The 21,678-nt window shown below is 58.7% G+C and carries 18 protein-coding genes and 1 tRNA gene; 7 read left to right on the top strand and 12 right to left on the bottom strand.

Features of this window, described 5'->3' with window-relative positions:
• Positions 1-404: 404 nt before the first annotated feature.
• The 3 genes from QSK43_RS23625 to rpoZ all read right to left on the bottom strand — a co-directional run bounded on the left by QSK43_RS23625 (position 405) and on the right by rpoZ (position 3,506).
• Positions 405-551 (bottom strand): hypothetical protein, encoded by a 147-nt coding sequence (locus QSK43_RS23625; protein WP_052679647.1) that lies wholly within the window; start codon positions 549-551, stop codon positions 405-407.
• Positions 552-747: 196 nt separating this feature from the next.
• Positions 748-2,982, bottom strand: a complete 2,235-nt coding sequence (locus QSK43_RS23620) for a RelA/SpoT family protein (RefSeq protein ID WP_045017308.1) — start codon at positions 2,980-2,982, stop codon at positions 748-750.
• 131 nt (positions 2,983-3,113) lie between these two features.
• Complete coding sequence (gene rpoZ / locus QSK43_RS23615; protein ID WP_045017311.1) at positions 3,114-3,506, bottom strand: DNA-directed RNA polymerase subunit omega; 393 nt, start codon at positions 3,504-3,506, stop codon at positions 3,114-3,116.
• Between the two features lie 390 nt (positions 3,507-3,896).
• Between rpoZ and QSK43_RS23610 the strand changes: the two genes are divergently transcribed.
• A complete protein-coding gene (locus QSK43_RS23610; protein WP_045017313.1) occupies positions 3,897-4,466 on the top strand; it encodes a LabA-like NYN domain-containing protein in 570 nt (189 codons plus the stop codon).
• 227 nt (positions 4,467-4,693) lie between these two features.
• Positions 4,694-6,193 carry a globin-coupled sensor protein gene (locus QSK43_RS23605; protein WP_332305509.1) on the top strand — a complete coding sequence of 500 codons (1,500 nt, stop codon included), beginning with the start codon at positions 4,694-4,696 and terminating at the stop codon, positions 6,191-6,193.
• A 152-nt stretch (positions 6,194-6,345) separates the two neighbouring features.
• Here the strand turns inward: QSK43_RS23605 and smpB are convergent, their stop codons facing one another.
• Entirely contained in the window at positions 6,346-6,828 is a 483-nt protein-coding gene (smpB, locus tag QSK43_RS23600) for an SsrA-binding protein SmpB (protein ID WP_045017037.1), read from the bottom strand.
• A 161-nt stretch (positions 6,829-6,989) separates the two neighbouring features.
• The gene (gene dapA, locus QSK43_RS23595) at positions 6,990-7,874 is read right to left on the bottom strand and encodes a 4-hydroxy-tetrahydrodipicolinate synthase (protein ID WP_045017315.1); all 885 of its coding nucleotides are present in this window, start codon (positions 7,872-7,874) and stop codon (positions 6,990-6,992) included.
• 377 nt (positions 7,875-8,251) lie between these two features.
• On the opposite strand from dapA, the gene QSK43_RS23590 reads away from it, so the two are divergent.
• Positions 8,252-10,324 (top strand): lytic transglycosylase domain-containing protein, encoded by a 2,073-nt coding sequence (locus tag QSK43_RS23590; RefSeq protein WP_332305508.1) that lies wholly within the window; start codon positions 8,252-8,254, stop codon positions 10,322-10,324.
• Between the two features lie 171 nt (positions 10,325-10,495).
• On the opposite strand, the gene QSK43_RS23585 is transcribed toward QSK43_RS23590, so the two are convergent.
• From QSK43_RS23585 to QSK43_RS23575, 3 genes are all read right to left on the bottom strand, one after another.
• The gene (locus QSK43_RS23585) at positions 10,496-11,560 is read right to left on the bottom strand and encodes a porin (protein WP_045017041.1); all 1,065 of its coding nucleotides are present in this window, start codon (positions 11,558-11,560) and stop codon (positions 10,496-10,498) included.
• Positions 11,561-12,164: 604 nt separating this feature from the next.
• The gene (locus tag QSK43_RS23580) at positions 12,165-13,232 is read right to left on the bottom strand and encodes a porin (RefSeq protein ID WP_045017042.1); all 1,068 of its coding nucleotides are present in this window, start codon (positions 13,230-13,232) and stop codon (positions 12,165-12,167) included.
• Positions 13,233-14,124: 892 nt separating this feature from the next.
• Positions 14,125-14,215, bottom strand: a tRNA-Ser gene (locus QSK43_RS23575).
• A 163-nt stretch (positions 14,216-14,378) separates the two neighbouring features.
• Between QSK43_RS23575 and QSK43_RS23570 the strand changes: the two genes are divergently transcribed.
• Entirely contained in the window at positions 14,379-14,720 is a 342-nt protein-coding gene (locus QSK43_RS23570) for a hypothetical protein (RefSeq protein ID WP_332305507.1), read from the top strand.
• 93 nt (positions 14,721-14,813) lie between these two features.
• On the top strand, positions 14,814-14,990 hold the full coding sequence (locus QSK43_RS23565; protein WP_167341578.1) for a hypothetical protein: 177 nt from the start codon (positions 14,814-14,816) through the stop codon (positions 14,988-14,990).
• Between the two features lie 2 nt (positions 14,991-14,992).
• Here the strand turns inward: QSK43_RS23565 and QSK43_RS23560 are convergent, their stop codons facing one another.
• Positions 14,993-15,793, bottom strand: a complete 801-nt coding sequence (locus QSK43_RS23560) for an HpcH/HpaI aldolase/citrate lyase family protein (protein ID WP_332305506.1) — start codon at positions 15,791-15,793, stop codon at positions 14,993-14,995.
• Between the two features lie 7 nt (positions 15,794-15,800).
• Complete coding sequence (locus tag QSK43_RS23555; RefSeq protein ID WP_332305505.1) at positions 15,801-17,018, bottom strand: NAD(P)/FAD-dependent oxidoreductase; 1,218 nt, start codon at positions 17,016-17,018, stop codon at positions 15,801-15,803.
• 330 nt (positions 17,019-17,348) lie between these two features.
• Here QSK43_RS23555 and QSK43_RS23550 point away from each other — a divergent pair, with 330 nt between their 5' ends.
• A complete protein-coding gene (locus tag QSK43_RS23550) occupies positions 17,349-17,696 on the top strand; it encodes a hypothetical protein (protein ID WP_332305504.1) in 348 nt (115 codons plus the stop codon).
• Between the two features lie 150 nt (positions 17,697-17,846).
• Here QSK43_RS23550 and QSK43_RS23545 read toward each other — a convergent pair whose 3' ends face one another.
• Positions 17,847-19,040 (bottom strand): ZIP family metal transporter, encoded by a 1,194-nt coding sequence (locus tag QSK43_RS23545; protein ID WP_332305503.1) that lies wholly within the window; start codon positions 19,038-19,040, stop codon positions 17,847-17,849.
• Complete coding sequence (locus QSK43_RS23540; protein WP_332305502.1) at positions 19,037-20,176, bottom strand: multicopper oxidase domain-containing protein; 1,140 nt, start codon at positions 20,174-20,176, stop codon at positions 19,037-19,039. The genes QSK43_RS23545 and QSK43_RS23540 overlap by 4 nt, the downstream gene beginning before the upstream one ends.
• Positions 20,177-20,533: 357 nt before the next feature.
• Between QSK43_RS23540 and QSK43_RS23535 the strand changes: the two genes are divergently transcribed.
• Positions 20,534-21,646, top strand: coding sequence for a pyridoxal phosphate-dependent aminotransferase (locus QSK43_RS23535; RefSeq protein WP_332305501.1), 1,113 nt, complete (start codon positions 20,534-20,536; stop codon positions 21,644-21,646).
• Positions 21,647-21,678: the final 32 nt, after the last annotated feature.

Genomic DNA, 21,678 nt, shown 5'->3' with positions numbered 1-21,678 from the left:
ATCATGAAAAACGCTATTCTTGTGCCGCACGGTGTTGCTTCCCTTCGTGTCCGAGATCGTCGCCAAACGCTCGAACATAAGTAGAATCAACACCGTGCGCCTTGTCTACAAAATTTAAACCGGACAGTAGTGGGCTTGACCCGAGGATCTGCAACCGATTGATTTAATTCAACGTGATTAGATCTTTGGGACAAGCCCAAGGATGACGTCGAGGAAACAAGCACCCTCTCGCCGTCAAATTCGTTGCAAAAGCAGGACGCCCTGTCATTTAGACCGGACAGCGGTGAACACCCGTTTGTAGCGCGCATTCAGATAGATTTGCGAAACGCAGGATGCACTGGCCGATAACGGCTGCACCGGCTTATCGCATACGCATGGCGAAAGGCTGCCATGCGCTGAGTGCATTACCGGCGGAACATGCCGCGGTCGATTTCGCGCTGACGGAATTCGAGGTCGACATTCGACACGGAGCCGCTGAGATATTCGAATTCGCGTTCCTGAGTGGTCTTGCCACGAACAGCACGGGCGATCTTGCGAAGGGGAGTAAACATGGTTTCATGTCCTTTCAGTTTGGAAGTGGCGTTTCTCATCGGTGAAGAACCACCGGCACGCCGCGTTTTCCGTTTTCAATTTCTGAGAGGAAGATAGTCGTAAACCACCCCTGCGACCAGAGACAGGAAAAGGCCGCTGCCATGCGTTCAACGCATAACAACAGCCTTCGATGATATCAGAATGATCAAAAATGCCTCAATCGAAGGCACGTGTGACAGTCGATACGCAATCGAGATCCTTGAGCTGCGACAATAGCTGGTTCAATTGCCGCAAATCCCAGACTTCGACATCCAGCGCCAGTTCGGAGAAATCCGTGCCGATGCGGACCATGTTGAGGCCACGTATATTGACGTCCAGCGTCGCGATCGATTGCGCGACCGAGGCGAGCGTGCCCGGCTCGTTCAGCGCATTGATCATGACCCGCGCCATGAAACGCGACTTGTTCGCCTCGTCCAGATCCCAGCGGACATCGATCCAGCGCTCAGGCTCATCGTCGAAACGCTGCAACGCCGGCGCCTGAATGGGATAGATGGTGATGCCCTTGCCTTTTTCCATGATGCCGACGATGCGGTCACCGGGAACGGCGCCGGCGGCACCGAAATGCACGTCGACATTGCCGGAAAGGCCACGGATGGGCAGCGGATCGGGTCCATCAAGCATTTCAGTCGCGCCATCGTCCTCCAGAACGGAGCGCGACTTTCCGGGGATCTTGAACACCATGCCGGAAGCGCTGCGCATGTTGAACCAGCCGTCGTCGCCGGTCATCTTCACCGTCACGCGCTCGTCCTGGTAATCAGGATAGACCGCACGCAACACATCGAGCGAGGAGACTTCGCCGCGCCCGACGGCGGCGATTGCGTCTTCCACATCCTTCTGCGCCAGGCGATGCAGCACGGGCTTCAGCGCGTCACGCGAGAAGGCTTTGCCGGCACGCTCAAAGGTGCGTTCCAGAATACGATAGCCGAGGCCGGAATATTGCTTGCGGATGGCCATGCGGGTGGCGCGGCGGATGGCCGAGCGGGCCTTGCCCGTCACAACCACCTCTTCCCATGCGGCAGGCGGCACCTGCACGCCCGAGCGGATGATCTCCACCTCGTCGCCGTTGTTAAGCCGGGTCACGAGCGGCATGATCCGCCCGTTGATCTTGGCGCCAACAGTGGTGTCGCCGATATTGGTGTGCACCGCGTAAGCGAAATCGATGGGTGTGGCGCCGCGCGGCAGCGCGATCAGCTTGCCCTTGGGCGTGAAGCAGAACACCTGATCCTGGAAGAGTTCCAGCTTGGTATGTTCGAGGAATTCTTCCGGGCTGTCGCCTTCGGCCAGCGATTCGATGGTGTGGCGCAGCCAGGAATAGGCGTTGCTTTCCCGTGAGAGCAGATCGCCCTCCCCGTTTTCGCCATCCTTATAAAGCGCATGGGCGGCAATGCCGAATTCGGCGATCTCATGCATGCGCTTGGTGCGGATCTGCAACTCGATACGCTGGCGCGAGGGGCCAACGATGGTGGTGTGAATGGAGCGATAGTCGTTCTGCTTCGGCGTGGAGATGTAATCCTTGAAGCGGCCCGGCACCACGCGCCAGCGGGTATGCACGATGCCCAGCGCCCGGTAGCAGGCAGGAATATCATCCACCAGAATGCGGAAACCGTAGACATCGGAAAGCTGCTCGAAAGAAAGCGACTTCGACTGCATCTTGCGGAACACCGAATGGGGCTTCTTCTGACGCCCCTTGACGTTTGCCCCGATCAGGCCGTTCGCGACAAGAAGCTCGCGCAACTCGTCCTCGATCTTCTTGATCAGCCCCTCGTTGCGCGTCTCCAGTTCCTGCAGGCGGTTGGTCACCGTCTCATAGGCTTCCGGGTTGAGATAACGGAAGGACAGGTCCTCCAGCTCGTCGCGCATGTCCTGCATGCCCATGCGGCCGGCAAGCGGCGCATAGATTTCCATGGTCTCTTCGGAAATGCGGCTGCGCTTGTCAGCCGGCATATATTCCATGGTGCGCATATTGTGCAGGCGGTCGGCGAGCTTGACCAGAAGAACGCGCACGTCGTCGGAAATGGCCAGCAGCAGCTTGCGCAGGTTTTCGGCCTGCTTGGCCTTGCGGGTCACGAGATCGAGCTTCTTGAGCTTGGTCAGCCCTTCCACGAGCCGGCCAATATCCTCGCCGAAAAGCTCATCGATCTCAGCGCGGGTGGCGGTGGTGTCCTCGATCGTATCGTGCAGCAGCGCCACCGCGATGGTCGATTCGTCGAGATGCATTTCCGTCAGGATGGCGGCAACTTCCAGCGGATGCGAGATATAGGGGTCGCCATTGGCCCGCTTTTGCTGGCCGTGTTTCTGCATGGCATAAACATAGGCCTTGTTCAGCAGGGCCTCATTCGCATCCGGTTTATATTTTTGAACTCGCTCGACGAGTTCGTATTGCCGCATCATGCGATATTCCACAAAAAGAAAGCGCGCCAACCCGAGGGTCGGCGCACAATGCTGCATCAATAAGGATCAGATTATGACGGCATATATTGACAGACGGTAACCACCGCCCGCCAATGGCGTCATAAAGTTAATCAATAGTCGTCATTTTTTTCCGGCGGCACAAGGCCTTCGATACCGGCCAGCAGTTCTTCTTCCGACATCTGGTCGAAAGTGACGGTTTCCGGCTGGTCGTCGTCTTCGCCATCGGTAGAGGCCGAGGCTGCGAGCGTGACCGGATCGGGCTCCGGCTCGTCCACTTCCACATGCTTCTGCAGCGAATGGATGAGGTCTTCCTTCAGATCGTCAGGCGAAAGCGTCTCATCGGCGATTTCGCGCAGCGCCACGACCGGGTTCTTGTCGTTATCGCGGTCAATCGTGATGGACGAGCCCTGGGAAATCTGGCGCGCACGGTGGCTGGCGAGAAGGACCAGCTCGAAACGGTTGTCTACTTTATCAATGCAATCTTCTACTGTGACGCGGGCCATTGCCTGTCCTTTATGGGTCGTGATGTCGCCGATCAAAGCGCCGTGCGTTCTTGCGGATGCACAAGGGCCACTCTAACCTATTGAATCTGCGCCTCGTGATTTGCGAAAAACACTAATGATCTCTCGCGACGGTGCTGTCCGGCTTCCGATACAGCCATTGGCCGCGGAATTCAAGTTTTTCCTGTGTTTGGCGTCTTTTGGCACCTTATTCGCCAAGTTTGGCGGCTCGGGAACAAAATGTCTAGCAGATTTGTCTTGGAATACGCGGGAAGGTAGCTTACTTAAAACGCAACGGCGATGCGCGAAACTCGTTGAATACGACATATTTTTTCGCTTTCGACCGGAAATAAAAGCCAGGCAATGGCCTTTCCAAAAAAGGAATGGGATGGAATGTTCGATCCACGGGAGAAAATTGCGCTCTTTATAGACGGAGCCAATCTTTATGCAGCATCTAAAAGCCTGGGGTTCGATATTGACTATCGCAAGCTTCTAAAGGCGTTTCAGAAGCGCGGATACCTGCTGCGCGCCTATTATTACACCGCCTTGATCGAGGATCAGGAATATTCCTCGATCCGTCCTTTGATCGACTGGCTGGATTATAACGGCTACAAGGTCGTGACGAAGCCGGCGAAGGAATTCACCGACGCGCTCGGCCGCCGCAAGATCAAGGGCAACATGGATATCGAACTCGCTGTCGATGCCATGGAACAGTCCGAGACCGTCGATCATCTGGTTCTGTTTTCCGGCGACGGCGATTTCACCAAGCTGGTGGACGCCATTCAGCGCAAGGGCCGCAAGGTTTCCGTGGTTTCCACCATGGCAACGCAGCCCGCAATGATTGCCGACGATCTGCGCAGGCAGGCCGATCACTTCATTGATCTCATGACTTTGAAGGCCGAAATCGGGCGTGACCCGAACGAGCGCCCTGCCCGCCACGTCGAAAGCCCGGAAGCGATCTGATCCGGTCTTTACGAGGCTCACACAATGAGAACGCGTCCGTCTGAAAAGACGGGCGCGTTTTCGTTTGGGCGTCATGGCCCAGTGTCGCAGCCGGAAAAATTCCCCTTGAAATTAGCAAGTGTCAAATTCGGCCGGTCAAAATTATATCTTGGTTAATTTTAGACGTGTCTAAATCACCCAACGACACCAACGATGTGATTTTCGGTGTCAAATCAGGATGTTCAGACATGCATGGCCAAGTGAAAACCAATCGACAACTCGACGAAAGACTGAATTTTCTGGGGCTTGGCCACGAGCAACGGCAAAAACTTTCCGACATCAAGGGTGTCATCACCGGTTCTCTCGACGCCTCCCTCGATCGGTTTTATGCGAAGGTTCGCACGGTGCCCGAGACGGCAAAGTTCTTCACGAACGACGCCCATATCCAGCACGCCAAGAGCATGCAGCTGAAACACTGGACGAGAATCACCTCAGGCACCTTCAACGAGGACTATACCGACGCCGTGACGGCCATCGGCCGTACCCATGCAAGGCTGGGTCTGGAGCCGAGATGGTATATTGGCGGTTATGCGCTGATGCTTGATGGCATCGTCAAGGCTGTCATCGATTCGGAGCTGAAGGGCCTTTTCGTGGACAAGAAGGCCCGGAAGCTGAAGGACGCCCTGACGGTGACCATCAAGGCCGCCCTTCTCGACATGGACTATTCAATTTCTGTTTACCTCGACGTGCTTGCCGCCGAGCGGCTGAAGGTCGAGGAACAGCAGGCGCAGATGAAGAAAGAACAGGAGCAGGTTCTCGAATTGCTCAACAACGCCCTCAACAAGCTGGCGAATGGCGACCTCACCTCCAGCATCAAGGAAAAGACCGCACCGCAATTCGATGGGCTGATCGCCAATTTCAACGTTGCGGTCGGTAATCTCTCGAGTGCGTTTTCGCAGATCGTCGAGGAAGCCGACAAGATTTCCGGCAATACGCGCGAACTGACATCGGCAACCGACGACATGGCGCGCAGGACGGAGCAGCAGGCGGCCGCCCTTGAGCAAACCGCCGCCGCCGTGGAGGAAATCACCACCATTTCCAAACTTTCGGCGCAGCGCTCCGAAGAGGCCAAGACCATCGTCGAAAGCTCGGCTGTCGAGGCGGCGCGGTCGCGGGATGTGGTGACGGAAGCGGTGAAAGCGATGGGCGCCATCGAGGAATCATCGCAGAAGATTACCCAGATCATTTCCGTCATCGACGAGATTTCGTTCCAGACCAATCTTCTGGCGTTGAATGCCGGCGTGGAAGCCGCGCGCGCCGGCGAAGCGGGTAAGGGTTTTGCCGTCGTCGCACAGGAAGTGCGCGAGCTGGCGCAGCGTTCGGCCAATGCCGCCAAGGAAATCAAGACCCTCATCACCAAATCCTCCGAGGATGTGATGAAGGGCGTCTCACTGGTCAACAAAACCGGCGAATCCCTGAATACGATCGGCAACAAGGTGGATCATATCCAGGATCATATCGCCTCGCTGACCAAGGCGGCGCAGGAACAGTCCATCGGCATTCAGGAAATCAGCGCTGCCATCAACAGCATGGACAATCTGACCCAGAAGAACGCCGCCATGGTGGAGGAAACCAATGCGGCCACGCATAATCTCAGCGACGTCAGCGCCAATCTTGCCGCACTTGTCAGCAGATTCAGCGTTTCGGCATCGACGTCTTATGTGGAGCGGACTTATCGGGCGGCGTAAGGGGTCGCCACTGGCGGAAACACACGCCCGTCATCCCGGCCTTGAGCCGGGATCCAGCCAGCCCAAGTCCTTGGGCTGAAAAGAACTCTCTCGCCGCGCAGACGCGCGGCTGCTGGATTCCTGTGACAAGCACAGGAACGAGGGAGTAGGCTTTAGGCGTTGTTCCCCTTCAGCAGCCGCGATTTCTGCCTGTTCCAGTCGCGTTCTTTTTCCGTCTCGCGCTTGTCGTGCAGCTTCTTGCCCTTGGCCAGCGCCAGTTCCAGCTTCGCACGGCCTTTTTCGTTGAAATAGATCTTGAGCGGCACCAGCGTCATGCCCTCGCGGTTGATACCGACGCGCAGCCGGTTGATCTCGCGCTTGTTCAAAAGCAGCTTGCGGCGGCGGCGCGGCTCATGGTTGAACCGGTTGGCCTGCAGATATTCCGGCAAGTGGGAATTGATGAGCCAGATTTCCTCGCCCTCATCCGATGCATAGGACTCGGCAATGTTCGCCTTGCCTTCACGCAGCGACTTGACCTCGGTGCCGGTCAGCACGATGCCTGCCTCATAGGTATCCATGATTTCGTAGTTGAAACGGGCCTTGCGATTTTCCGCAACGATCTTGTTTACAACGCGCTGGCTGCCTCTGGGGGCCATGATATTTCAATCCCTGATTTTTCTTATTGCGCCTGTGGCTTATCCACCAATGGCGGTTTCCAGACCTCTATTTAGTATCGTCACGGCAAAAAGGAAAGGCGCGCGGAACGGCTTCGTTTCGCAAAGCCGTTCCGCGCGCCTTAAAATGTTTGCCGTTTCCCTTAGTTGGTCAGGCCGGCATGTTTCAGCGCCGCGTCGATCGCCGCTTCCGTTGCGGGTTCCAGCGTGCTCATCAACGGCGAGCGAACCTTGCGGTTGCCGCCACGCGTCTTCGAGAGCGCATATTTGGTGCCGCAGACACCGGGTTCCATGAAGATGGCCCTGTGCAGCGGCATCAGGCGATCCTGGTACTCCAGCGCCTTGGCATAGTCGCCCGCAAGCATCGCCGCCTGGAATTCGGCACAGAGGCGCGGCGCGACATTGGCGCTGACGGAAATGCAGCCGACGCCGCCATGGGCATTGAAGCCGAGCGCGGTGCCGTCCTCACCTGACAGCTGGATGAAATCCTTGCCGCAGGAAATGCGCTGTTCGGAAACGCGATCGAGCTTGCCCGTCGCATCCTTGACGCCGACGATGTTCTTATGCGCCTTGACCAGCGCGCCCATGGTTTCCGGCGACATGTCCACCACCGAGCGCGGCGGGATATTGTAGATGACGATCGGCAGTTTCACCGCTTCGGCAACGGCGGAAAAATGGGCGAAAAGCCCCTTCTGCGTCGGCCTGTTGTAATAAGGTGTGACCACCAGCAGCGCGTCCGCGCCGGCATCCTGCGCGTGCAGGGCAAGCTCGATCGCCTCATCGGTATTGTTGGAGCCAGCGCCCGCGATGACAGGAACCCGTTTCGCCGCTACCTCGATGCACAGCTCGACGACACGTTTGTGTTCGTCGTGGGAGAGGGTTGGAGACTCCCCCGTCGTGCCCACCGGCACAAGACCGTTGCTGCCTTCGGCGATCTGCCATTCCACATGGGCGGCAAACGCCTGTTCGTCCACGGCGCCATTGTCCGTGAACGGGGTAATGAGGGCGGGAATTGATCCCTTGAACATGCAAAGCTCCTGGCTGCCGAGCCGGTTCACGCTTCGGCCGCATTCGATGGTTAAAACCGGCACACATTAGTGCCAGCCCCTTGCGCCGACAAGCGCAAAGGCAGCCTATTTTGTCCGAAATTGTCGGAAGTGTGACAGTCGGGGAGCCTCACGCGGCGGGCCAAAAACCACGCGGCGGCATTCCGCTCCGCTCGCGGACCGGTGAATAAAAGTTGATTGGGTCGCGCGGCGGAAAGTAAGATTTCGTTAAGCACAAATTCCGTAGATTCCAGAGCGGGATATCAAGCGAAACGCCTTGGGGCGAATTTCACAATCCCGCTGCAATGAAACGACAATACAACAGGGTCGATTGTTTCCGTCTGGTCATGAAGAGCGGTATGAAGAACACAGTTCTGGGTTTGATAGCGGCGGGTCTTACCGCAAGCGTTTGGAGCGCATTGGCACAGCCGGCGCCGGAAGGCGTCGTACCGCTTCCCTATGTGAAGCCGGATGCGCCTGCCGTTCCGGCCTTCATGCCCGCCTCCCCCGAAATCACCGGCGCAATACCGCGCCTCAACCGTCCTGATGACGCCAGCCAGCTTAAAGCCGGACTGGACGCCCTTTCAGGTCGCGACGCGGCTCGAGCCATCACTCTTCGCAACGCCATGCCGTCGGGAAGCCTCGACCGGCATATTCTGTCCTGGGCGATTGCCGTTTCCGGCCAGAAGGATGTGCCTTCCGCCGAGATCGCCGCAGCTGAGCGCGAGCTGACCGGCTGGCCGGGCGCGGCAACGCTGCGGGCCAATTCCGAAAAAGCGCTTTACCGTGAAGATCCGCCGGCGCCCCAGGTGCTTGCCGCCTTCGCCAGCGGCCGGCCGGAAACCGCCGAGGGCAGCGTGGTGCTGGCAAGGGCTCTCGCTTCTTCCGGCAAGGTTGCCGAATCACAAAGCCTCATCCGCCAGCTCTGGGTCAGCGAAGGCATGGACAAGGACATGGAAGACCGTGTTCTTGCCGAGTTCCCCACCTATCTGACGCCCGCCGATCAGAAGGCGCGCATGGATTACCTGATGTATCGCAGCCGCATCGGCCAGGCGAAGCGTTTCGGCGATCTGGGCAAGGCGCAGTCGCTCTACAATGCCTGGGCCGCCGTGTTGCAGCGATCGGGCAATGCCACGGCCCTTTTGGGCAAGGTCGACGCCAACTGGCGCGGCGACCCCACCTTTCTCTTCGCGCGCATCGAGAATTTCCGCAACCAGCAGAAATATCCCGAAGCCGCAGCACTTCTGAAGCAGGCCCCGAAGGAAGCGGCAAAACTCGTCAATCCCGGCGAATGGTGGAACGAGCGGCGCATCATCGCGCGCGGCCTTGCCGATCTCGGTGATTTTTCCGAAGCCTATCGCATCGTCGCCAATCATTCGGCCACCTCCGCCGTCGATATTGCCGATGCGGAATTTCATGCCGGCTGGTATGCGCTGCGGGCGCTGCGCGATCCCGCGACTGCTTCGCGTCATTTCAATACGCTTTTGCAGACCTCGAACCGGCCGCTTTCGGCCTCGCGCGCCTATTATTGGCTCGGGCGGGCGGCGGAAGCGGGTGGACCGGGCGATGCCCGCGATTTCTTCACCAGAGCCGCCGCCCATCCCGGTACCTTTTACGGCCAGCTTGCCGCCGCACGGATCGGCGCAAAGACGCTGAACGTCACCTATCCCAGCCCGAGCGGCACTGATCGCGAACGTTTTATCGGCCGCGAAGCGGTGCGCGCCATCGACCGGCTGGAAGCGGCGGGTTATGGCTGGCGGGCCGACAGCCTTTACCGATCGCTGGCGGAACAGCTCGACAGCCCCGGCGAACTCGCAATTCTCTCGGCGCGGGCGGAGAGCAACGGCAACCATCAGGTCTCGCTGCAAATCGGTAAGACGGCCTTCAGCCGTGGCATCGATGCGGCAGCCCTCGCCTACCCGCTCGGCGTCATTCCCGCCAGCGCCAATATTGCCGGTTCCGGCAAGGCGCTCGCCTATGCCATCGCCCGGCAGGAAAGCGCCTTCAACCCGGCCGCCGTCTCCGCCGCCAATGCCCGCGGGCTGCTGCAATTGCTGCCGGGAACCGCCAAGGGCGTGGCCGGACGCCACGGCCTGCCTTACACGCCGGCGATGCTGACCGGCGATGCCGGATATAACGCCACGCTCGGCGCCCATTATCTCGGCGAGCAGATCGACAGTTTCGGCGGCTCCTATATCCTCACCTTCATCGCCTATAATGCCGGGCCGAAGCGCGTACCGGAATGGATCGCCCGATATGGCGACCCGCGCGGCAAACCTATCGACGAAGTAGTGGACTGGATCGAGCGCATCCCCTTCCCCGAAACGCGCAACTACGTGCAGCGGGTGATGGAGAATTATCAGGTCTACAAGACCCGCCTCGGGCAAAACGCCGATATCGTCGACGACCTGCGCCACGGACGGGCGGGATAAGAGCCGGGATCATCGGCTGATCGCTCCAGGAACATCGAAGCACCGGCTGGCCCGGTGCTTTTTTTTGTTTTTCGGTCTGCTGCCGATGGGCGTTTAGGCTTTTGAAGATGTTCAAACGAAAAAGCCCGGCTCGAGAGCCGGGCTTTCCATCACTGACAATGTCAGATCAGATTAGAACGTGCGCTGAAGGCGAACGAAGCCGGTCCACTGGTCGCCAGCACCGGTGTCAACACCTTCGGTGCCGTCAACGTCCTGGTAGTTAACAGCAACCTTGGTAGCGAGGCCCTGCGTGATCTGGTAGTCCAGCGTTACGCCAGCGCGCCATGCATCGCGGTCACCAACGAAGTCGTTGTCAGCACCGATGTCAACCGTACCGAAGTACTGTGCGCCGGGGGTGATCGTCAGCTTGTCAGTTGCCTTGATGGCGTATTCAGCAGCAACCGTCCACTCAGACTCTTCGTAGTAAGAGTTTGCACCGGAAGCCCATGCGCCGGAGAGGCCAAATGTGCCCGGACCGACGTCAGCCGTGAGGATTGCACGGATTGCACCGTTTTCCTGGTCTGTGTCATAGCTGCCGAGCAGGTTTGCGCTAACTGCGCCAAACTTGGCACCGATGATACCGCTTACGCCAACGTTGTTCGGGCCTTCGATGAAGCCACCCTTGGCAATGCCGAGGTTCGAAACGGTGTCAAGTGCGGTTTCCAGTTCTTCAACCGAAATGCCTGCATAGAAGGAACCGGCATCGTAGGTGTAACGCAGAGCGTTCGAACGGGTCGAGTTCGAAGACAGGATATCGGTTTCGCCGGAGAGATCGTCATCCCACCAGGTGTACATGTAACCGACCTTCAGGCCGCCGAGTTCGATGAATGCCTGGTCGACATTGACGCCACGGTTGCTGTCGTTGTCAGCCTGACCGCGCAGACCGATGAAACCGCGCAGAGCGCCGAGTTCGGTGTCGGTGCGGGTGTCAATTTCAAACTGAGCGCGCGTGAACGAATCCCAGTCAGACGTGCCAGACTGGTTACGACCGAAGTCGGTCTGGAAACGGATGTAACCGCCGAACTTCAGGCAGGTTTCGGTGCCGGGGATGTAGAAGAAGCCGGTGCCGAAAGCGTCGCAAACGCGAACGTATTCCAGGGGCTCAGGCTCAGCAGCGACGATAGCGTCGGCAGCGTGAGCGCCGGATACTGCTGCGAGAGCGGCAGCGGAGCCGATCAAAAGGCTCTTGATGTTCATGGTTGACCTCCAGTCAAACGCTAATTTTCTAAGCGACGGGTGGGATACACAAATAAATGCGTGCCGCTTATGGAGATGATTAGAGCCAAAACCGGCCGGACAGGCAATCGTAATCATGACGAAAGGAAGACAGTAAGGTGTCCTTAGTTTTGCATTGTTGCGAAATAGCTACAATTCTAACCGACGGACCGCCTTTCCTAACAAATCGTTAATAATTCATGATTTTCAGCGACTTAACAGAAATTGCGGGAACACCGCCGGAGCGAAGCTCATCAATCGCCAGAATTTTGACATCGTCGAACCACGGAAAATCGTCAAAAACGCGCTTCCATTGATGGAAATCAGGACTTCTATTCGGGAGTGAGAATCAGTCGAGAACGTAAGCCCTCCCAGCCTCCCCGTTCGATAGGCTGCAAATGCTTGAATGCCGAGCGAATCAGCATCGATGCGAATCGTCCATTTTATTTTATGAAGCGAAGTCGCCGGAGCGTCCAAACACCACGGCGATCGACATTTAGGTAGCCCGGCTTGGGTTAACATGCATTCAAACAAAAAAGCCCGGCTCGAGAGCCGGGCTTTCCATCACTGACAATGTCAGATCAGATTAGAACGTGCGCTGAAGGCGAACGAAACCAACCCAGCTGTCGCCAGCGCCGGAGTCAACACCTTCGGTGCCGTCTACGTCCTGGTAGTTAACCGAAACGAGCGTGGAGAGGCCCTGGGTGATCTTGTAGCCAACAGCTACACCAGCGCGCCATGCATCGCGATCGCCAACCCAGTCGTTGTTGGCGCCGAGGTCGATGGTGTTGAAGTACTGGAAGCCGGGGGTGATGGTCAGCTTGTCAGTTGCCTTGATGGCGTATTCAGCAGCAACGGTCCACTCGGACTCTTCGTAGTAGCTGTTCGCGCCAGAAGCCCAAACGCCAGAGAGGCCGAGGGTGCCGGGGCCGATGTCAGCCGTTACGATAGCGCGGATTGCGCCTTCTTCCTGATCGGTGTCGTAGCCGCCGAGAACGTTCGCGCTTACAGCACCGAACTTGGCGCCAACGATAGCGGAGATACCAACGTTGTTCGGGTTTTCGAACGAACCGCCCTTAACGATGTCGTTGGAGATGTTGGAGCCCGAACGCAGGCCTTCCAGTTCTTCAACAGCAACACCAGCGTAGAAGGAGCCAGCGTCGTAGGTGTAACGGATGGCGTTCAGACGGGTAGCGTTCGAAGAAAGGCTATCGACTTCGCCGGAGAGACCATCATCCCACCAGTTGTAGTAGTAACCGACCTTGAGGCCGCCGAGTTCGATGAACGCCTGGTCGACAACAACGCCACGGTTGCTGTCGTTGTCAGCCTGGCCGCGGAAGCCGATGTAGCCACGCAGAGCGCCGAGTTCGGTGTCGGTGCGGGTGTCGATGTTGAACTGAGCGCGTGTGAACGAATCCCAGTCAGACGTGCCGGACTTGTTACGGCCGAAGTCGGTCTGGAAACGGATGTAACCGTCGAACTTCAGGCAGGTTTCGGTGCCGGGGATGTAGAAGAAGCCGGTGCCGAAAGCGTCGCAAACGCGAACGTATTCCAGGGGCTCAGGCTCAGCAGCGACGATAGCGTCGGCAGCGTGAGCGCCGGATACTGCTGCGAGAGCCGCAGCGGAGCCGATGAGAAGGCTCTTGATGTTCATGATTGACCTCCAGTCAAAGTTTTTAAGTGGGTTTGGGTACTTTTTTGCCGAAGGACAGCATTCCCTGCCCCATTCCCGTGTTCTTAGAAGCCAAACGATCCACCGCCTCGCTTCTGGTCGTGAAAATACAAAAGGTTTCACCGCATGCAATCGCCAAACCCCGATTAAGGGCATTTGCGTATATGCTTCATTTCGCTTTGTTGCGGAAACAACACACAGAGCGCACCCAACCCAGGGACAGCTTTACCTTGCGTTAAGAAATTGCTTGAGAATCCGTTAGTTAGCGCGGTTAACAAGGTCTTTCTAAACTATCGCTCTTTTCGGCGATCCCTTGCCTCGCCGGGCGGGGATAGTCGAAATTTTCACCTCCTTCCGACCCTGCCCTTGGCATTATCCGGTGCGGCGCATGGTGAAACACCTGCGACTCGCTGCCGATTCACCCTCAACGATTCGGGGAGCGGGCTCCAACACGTCATCCGGCGCGCCGATTAGCGTCCGCTATGCCGTCGCAAGACATTGCGCAGGACAATGAAGGGCCGGTGGTTGGTGCGGTGATTATATGGGGAGATGGCGCATCGCGTTTGATGGCGGGACGTTCCCCGCAAGACCTTCGTTGCCGCACACTGGGAGGGAAGTCCATTCGATGATCTTTACCAACGGCTCAGGCACGACCCAAATTGGAACACCCATCAGCTTGATCGTGCGCATGACATCCCGAGGATTGCTCCCGAAGCGCTGACAAGGATTCTTCTGGAGAACGGAGGTTCGTCGTAAACATCCGCGACGGGGATGTTAAAAGGACGTTCGTCAAACCGTTTGGCTGAATTTGATGAAGTGCCGTTCTGCATGGCGACGGCTGCCGTCCTGAGCGATATCCGGTATCGACAAGGGATGGCGGAGAGGATGGGATTCGAACCCACGATACGCTTTTGACGTATACTCCCTTAGCAGGGGAGCGCCTTCGACCACTCGGCCACCTCTCCGGTGCGGCCTGATTATTGCGTAAAAAAAATGAATGCAAGGCTTTTTCGAAAAGAAGCCGAAAAACCTGTTGGTCGAAGATCGTCCGGCGAAACTTTGCGGGGCCATTCGGGAACTTCTTGTCTGCCGGCACGTTCTCGCTTCGGTAACAAAAGAGGTGTTCTAATGGCTCAGACAAAACTGAATGTTGTCGAAGATACGATCGAAAACCAGATTGCCGAGTTGCGCTCGCAAATTTCGTCTCTCTCCAAATCCGTTTCCGCCCGCGCGGAGGGTGTCGGCGAGGATGCGTCGGAATTTCTGGATGAGGCGCGTGGCCGCGTTCGCAAGGCAGCGCATAATGTCCGCGCCCAGGGCCAGAATGTCGTGGAGGCGGTCAAGGAAAACCCAGGCACCGCAACCTCGCTGCTGACGATCGTCGGCGCACTCGGTTTCGCGATCGGTTATGCGATCGGCTCCGGCTCGCAGCATAGCTCCTCGAACAGCAGCCTTTATCGCTGGCGTTGATCGCCGCTTATAAAGACCGTATCCAGGCAAGGCGAGACGCATTCCGCCTTGCCTGTTCGCATTGATTTCAAGGACACGAAAACGGGGGGCGGAATGCTGTTCAGTGACGATCTTGAAGAGGCATTGTCGGATTTTGCGAGAGATCACGGCATCGACAGGGATGAGGCCATCCAGCGCATCATCCGCGCCGCCCTTATAAATACGGGTTATCTCGCCTCCGGCGAAGAAGGCATTCCGCCGGAAAAGCTGAACGCCAGCAACGACGATTGAGTTTAATAGCCGGATTTCGCCGGTGCGGGCGCTGCCCCACCCTTGTAGCGGGCGGAGAGAGAACGCAGCGTGTTGGCGAACTCCGTCACATCCGCGCCGACCGCGACGAAAGACGCGCCGAGTTCCAGATAACGGCGATTGAAGGTCTCGTTGAAGGTCAGGATACCGGCGGCCTTGCCGGCTGCGACGATCTTGACGATCGCGGCTTCGATCACTGCCTGCACTTCCGGCTCATCCAGCTTGCCAAGATAGCCCATATCCGCCGCCAGATCGGCCGGGCCGATAAAGACGCCATCCACGCCCTCCACCGCCAGGATATTGTCGAGATCGTCGATTGCGGCCCGCGTTTCGGCCTGAACCAGCAGACAAACGCTGTCGGAAGCGCTTTCCGCATAATCCGAGATGGTGTTGAAGGCTGACGCGCGGGCAACGGCCGCCCCCATGCCACGAATGCCGCGTGGCGGATAATGCATTGCGCTGACCAAACCTTCAGCCTGATCAGCCGAATCGACCATCGGCACCAGAAGCGTGCGCGCGCCCGCGTCCAGCAGCTGCTTGATCATCCAGCTTTCGCCGACAGGCACGCGCACCACCGGTTCCGCCGGTGAGGTGGCAAGCGCCCGCAACTGGTCGATGATGCTGCGCAGATCGTTCGGCCCGTGCTCGCCATCTATCACCAGCCAATCGAACCCGGCCGTTCCGGCGATTTCCGCCGTGATGGCCTCGCCCATATCCAGCCAGAGGCCAATTTGCGGCTTACCCGCGTGAATGGCGGTTTTGAAACGGTTTTCGGGAGCGGGCATGTTTTCCTCAGGAGAGCAGTAATTTCAGATCGGCGGACAAGTCCGCCAGGATGGCGCGATCCGGCTCGGCGCCGGTATCGAGCAGCTTCTTGCCGGCAACATAGGCCTTGGCATCGTTGACGGCATCGACGGCCACGAAGCGCCCGTCGCGGAAATACCAGACCGACCAGCTGCCTTCGCGCGGGCCGCGGCGCAGGACCGTTTCGTCGTAACCGAGATTGAAACCGGCGATCTGCAGCTTCACCTCGTATTGATCCGACCAGAACCATGGCTTGGCGTCATAGGCGACATCGGCGCCAGCGAGGACCAGAGCGGCGGCCTCGGCCTGATCGACCGCGTTCTGCACCGATTCGAGGCGCACATGTTCGCCCCGCCAGGGCAGCAGCGCGCAATCGCCCACCGCATGAATGTCCTTGTCCGAACTGCGGGTATAGCTGTCCACCACGATGCCATTGCCGACATCGAGGCCCGTTTCGCGGGCAAGGCGGTCGTTCGGGGTTACGCCAATGCCGACGATGACAAAATCGACATCGAGCACCGAACCGTCCGAAAGCTCGGCGGCGGCCACCCGGCCTTCCATGCCGACAAGCCGCACGAGGCCGGTCTTTTCGCGGATGGAGACGCCGTGCGCCTGATGGATATCGCGCATGATGTCGGCGGTTTCCTTCGCCGCGACGCGCTGGAGAATGCGATCGGCCATTTCGATGAGCGTGACCTCGAGACCGAGCTTGCGGGCGACGGCGGCCGCTTCCAGGCCGATATAACCGCCGCCGATCACTAGCAGCCTGCGACCGGGCTTCATCTCCTCGACCAGCAGGTCGGCATCGCGCTTGTCGCGAACGGTCAAAACCCCTTCGAGATCACCGCCAATGCTGGCGGGCAGCAGGCGGGGCGCTGCCCCGGTCGCCAGCACCAGCTTGTCGTAGGAAAGCGTGCTGCCATCTTGCATACGCACGGATTTGGCGGAGCGGTCGATCTCCTCCACCCAGGTGGAGAGCCGGATATCGACATTGTTTTCCGCGTACCATTCCTCCGGCCGGAACATCAGCCGGTCGAATGTCATCTCGCCGAGAAGGTATTTTTTCGAGAGCGGCGGCCGCTGGTAGGGATAGGCGTCCTCGGAGCCGATGATGGTGATGGCGCGTTCGTCCTTCAGCGCCCTGAGCTTTGCCGCCAGCGCGAAAGCGGCCTGCCCCGCCCCGACGATTACCAGCCTTCCCGTCACAGTCCACTCCCAGAACAATCGCCAAGCGGCCGATCCTGCCGCACCTCGCGAAGCTATATTGCAGGATCAGGCGTAACGCCAAGTACGGCCCGCGTCAACCGCACAGCGACACCAGCCCGGTGCAAGCATGACACATTATCAGCACAGACTGCGACACCCCTGCAACCGGACGGAGCCGAGCGCATTTCCCTGAAGGGAAACATCGGCTTGCGAAAGGCGATCTGGCCCATGTCGAGACGGACAACAGACAATTGCGCGGATTTCCTTCACCCATCGGCAAGGAAGCGGCGTTAAAATCGGCACTAGGAAAAGGCAATCCGGGAGGTTGTCATGGCTTTACATATGAATCCCCATCAAAGCGTCCCTCAGGACGAGCAGTATGAGAAATTTCAGATCGACCGGCCCGGCAAGATCACCTTCATCGGGCATCATCTCAGCGCGAAGGACACCATGCGCTGCCTCGTGCGAACCATCTCCCTTTATGGTGCGGAGCTTGAGGTCAGCCCGCATCTGGAGATGCCCGCCAATTTCTATCTGGAAATTCTCGGCATCCGCGACGAGATCGGCTGCACGATGATCCGCCGGGAGGAAGAAAAGGTCACCATCGGCTTTAACATGCTGATCGATGCGGAATTCCTGCACCATGTGCGCCGGCTGAGCTTCGAGACCAGCGTCTAACACCTACGAAATCCAGCTCAGAGAATGCGGCTGCGCGGTGGCGGGAGGCCGTCACAACGCCTTATGACAGTCCAGACGTTTGGGTCTGCCGCCCTGCTCTTTCGACCGACTGCAACCGTAGCCGGAGGTCGAAAGTCAGGGCGGCCGTTATCATATCTTCACGACGGCCGCCGTGACGTACATGAACAATACGCCTGCCGCGAGGCCGCTAAGGACGGCTGGAGACAACGACAGCGAAGCAACGTCCCGGCCGTTGGTGCGGGCCATATAGGCTGCGACCTCGACGATAACCTGCAGGATGGCTCCCGCCCCGATGGCAAGCGCGAAGGCTGTCCAATGCGGCGCATAAGCGAGGCTGCCGAGCCACATGCCGAACACAGCCGGGCCGCCGGCCAGCAGGGTCAGTCCGGCGAAGACCCACAATGACGGCCGCTTTTTGAGAATCGGCGCGGCAATGCCGATGCCTTCGGTGACGTTGTGGATCGCAAAGCCCAGCACGAGGAAAGCGCCCAGCCCCGCAGAGCCTGCCGCAAAGGCCGCGCCGATCGCCAGCCCTTCGCCGAAATTGTGCAGGCCGATGCCGAGCGCGATATAGGTGGCGAGCGCCAGCCCGGTGGGCGTGCCATGCCGGCGGCCGACCGCCATCAGGACCAGGAAGGCCGCAAAAGCGCCGAGCACGACCATGACCCGACCCTGAAAAAGCGCGGCCGTCTCACCGGCGATTTCCAACGCCTCTTCCGTCATGTCGATGAGAAGATAAAGCAGCAGGCCGATCGTCAGCGCCAGAAGGAAATTCATGCCGCTTTGGCCGACATTGCGCAGGGCAGGATAGAACATCAGGCCGATCGCGACCGGCATGACCCCGACGATGATGCCGATCAGCGTCTGGGTCCAGAGTTGCCCCGATGTCGCGGTGGGGGTCGGCACCGCCACGGCGATTTTATGATCGAAACTGGTGCCGGAATTGGTCACGACGCGAACGGCGTGGGCGTCGGCGAGGTTCCACGGAAAATCGACATCCAGCCAGGCGGACGAACCTCTTGGGATTTCGCCCGGAGGTGATTGGGTGAATGTCCAGTAGGCGGCGTCCACCTGCACCTGGGCGATCGTCATCGGCTCCGAACCGCCGGCCCGAACCAGCAATTGCATGCCCTTGTCGTTGAGGATCGTACGCTCGAAGGTCAGGTTCTCGACAGGCGGCGCGCCGTTGTCGATCCGTCCGAGAGGATCGGCGACAAAAATCCAGGCGATGGCGGCGGCGAGCGCCAGAAGCGGCAGGGCGATCCAGACAAGGGTGATGCCGGAACGGGCGGGTGCGGTTGTTTTCGTTTCCATGACATTCATGACAGCTTCTCCACGACGTCGAACATGCCCATCCAGCCGAGTTCGGTGAATTCGGTCTGGTGGGGGTGGAACATATAGAGCCCGGGTTCGTGCTCGGCGAAGGTGAATTCCAGAATGCCGCGTTCCGCCTGGCACTGGGTAATGAGGTCGACAGTCTGCAATGTCGGCGTCAGCGTCGTGCCCTGATTGAAGTAGTTGAAGAAATTCGCATGCAGGTGGAACGAGTTGATCGGATCGAACTCCAGCACGTTGACGAGATAGATGCGCACCGGCTTCGAGCGGAGAATTTTGATCGGTTTTTTGGCGAAGGCATGCGCGACGGTGTTGACGGCGTAGAACTCGTTGTCCTCGTCGAAATTGGTGTCGAAGGCGTTCGAAACCATCACCATTTCCTGCCAGCCCGCGTTTTCGGGCGTGCCGAGCAGGCGCGAGCGCGCGACATCGGCGTGTTCGGGATGCCGGTCCGGATCGGGATCGATGATGAAGGCGCCATACATGCCCTTGTGCATGTGCCGGCGCAGCGGCACGTTGTGGCAATGATACAGGTGGCAGCCGAAAGGCTTGGCGTCGAATTCGTAGGTGAATTCGCCGCCCGGATCGACCATGCCCGGCGTGCCGGGAATGCCGTCCATCCGCGCCGAATGGATGCCGTGGAAATGCAGGGAATGCGGGTGGGAACCGTAATTCTTGAAATTCACCCGGATACGGTCGCCTTCCTTGGCGCGCAGCGCCGGTCCCGGTACGCGGCCATTATAGGTCCAGGCCGGAAACATGACGCCGGGAGCGATCTCGATGTCCTTGTCCTCGGCGGTAATCTCGAAGGTGCGAAGGGTGCGCCCGTCAGCGGTGCGCTCCACCGTGCCGGTCTCCCAATCCGTCAGCATCTCGTGGGGATCGAAGCCGTTGGTTTCGGAATTAACCTCGCCGACCGTCATCATCGATCCATGCGCGCCATGGGTGGAGGCGGCAGCGCTCGCCGGGGCGGACGCAGCTGTTGTGTGTCCCGAATGCGCGGTCTGGCCGGAGGCGTTCGTTGCCAGAAGCGCGCCTCCGCCCGCAGTGATCAGTCCCCCGGCGAGTAATCCTCTACGACTGACCAGTTCGCTCGCAGGCCGCGTCGGTGACTTCTTCTCCATTTTGAAACTTTCTTTCCATTTTTTGCAGCGGCTGTTGTCGTAAAACCCACCGACCTTGCGCTCATTATTGCAATTAAGAATTATTTGCAGAATATAACTATACTCACTATTCCATCCATATTCTGCAATTAGGAATTAATTGCAACAAGCTTTTGCGCGTGGGGCACAATATAGTGGCAGTCGATCGCCTCGCCCCAGCGGCTTCCGGCCGGGCAGCTCGATTTTCTACCAAGCGTCATTACAACAGGAGCGCAAATTCCGGCATGAGGGGGTTTCCAAACCGTTGGAAATCTGACTCATTGTGGCAAACTGCGCTTTGTCAGAACGAGCCTTCCCAACTGCATATCGGATTCAACAATGTCATCCTTTTCACGCCTTACGCCGCTTGCCGTCTCTCTTCCTTCAACCGTTCCTTTCGTCGGCCCGGAAGCCATCGAGCGCAACCGTGGCCTGAAGGTGGAAGCGCGGATAGGCGCCAATGAAAGCGGCTTCGGCCCCGCCCCTTCCGTGCTTCTGGCCATGCGGGATGCGGCGGCCGAGACATGGATGTATAGCGATCCTGAGAATTTCGAGCTGAAGGAAGCGCTCGCCATCCACCATGGCGTCTCGCGCGACAATATTGCCATCGGCTGCGGTGTGGACGGGTTGCTCGGCGAAATCGCCAGATTGATCGTCGAGCCGGGTACGCCGGTGGTCACGTCGCTCGGCGGTTATCCCACCTTCAATTACCATGTGAACGGTTTTGGCGGAAAACTCGTGACCACGCCCTATGTCGACGATCACGAGGATCTCGACGGGCTTCTCGATCTGGTTATCCGGGAAAATGCGCCGCTCGTTTATTTCGCCAATCCAGACAACCCGATGGGAAGCTGGTGGGAGGCAAGCGAGGTCGTGGCTTTTGCCCGCGCGCTGCCGGAAACCTGCCTGCTCATTCTGGACGAGGCCTATTGCGAAACCGCGCCCGCCAGCGCCGTGCCAGTCATCGATACGCTCGTCGGCCAGCCGAACATCCTGCGTATGCGGACTTTCTCGAAAGCCTACGGGCTTGCCGGCGCCCGCGTGGGTTATGCCATCGGCACGCTTGGCAATGTCGAAGCCTTCGACAAGATCCGCAACCATTTCGGCATGGCGCGCATTTCGGTCGCCGGCGCCCTGGCCGCACTTAGGGATCAGGCCTATCTGCATGAGGTTGTCGGAAAAATTTCAGACGCGCGCGAGCGTATTTCCGCAATCGCCCGCGACAACGGCTTCTCACCCCTGCCCTCCGCCACCAACTTCGTCACCATCGATTGCCATCGCGACGGCACCTATGCCCGCGCCATCGTCGACGGATTGATGGACCATGGCGTGTTTATCCGCATGCCGGGCATTGCCCCGCTCAACCGCTGTGTTCGCGTGAGTGTGGGACCGGAGGACAAGCTCGATCTTTTCGAGCAGGCTCTACCGAAGGTCATCAAGGCGCTTGGGTAAGGTTTAGCAACTCCCGTTCCGTCATTCGGCCT

Origin of the sequence: Rhizobium sp. GR12 (assembly GCF_036596185.1) — a bacterium.
Taxonomy (GTDB): Bacteria; Pseudomonadota; Alphaproteobacteria; order Rhizobiales; family Rhizobiaceae; genus Agrobacterium; species Agrobacterium nepotum.
Note: the sequence above shows the minus strand (reverse complement) of the source record. Positions and strands in the feature narration are given on the sequence as shown.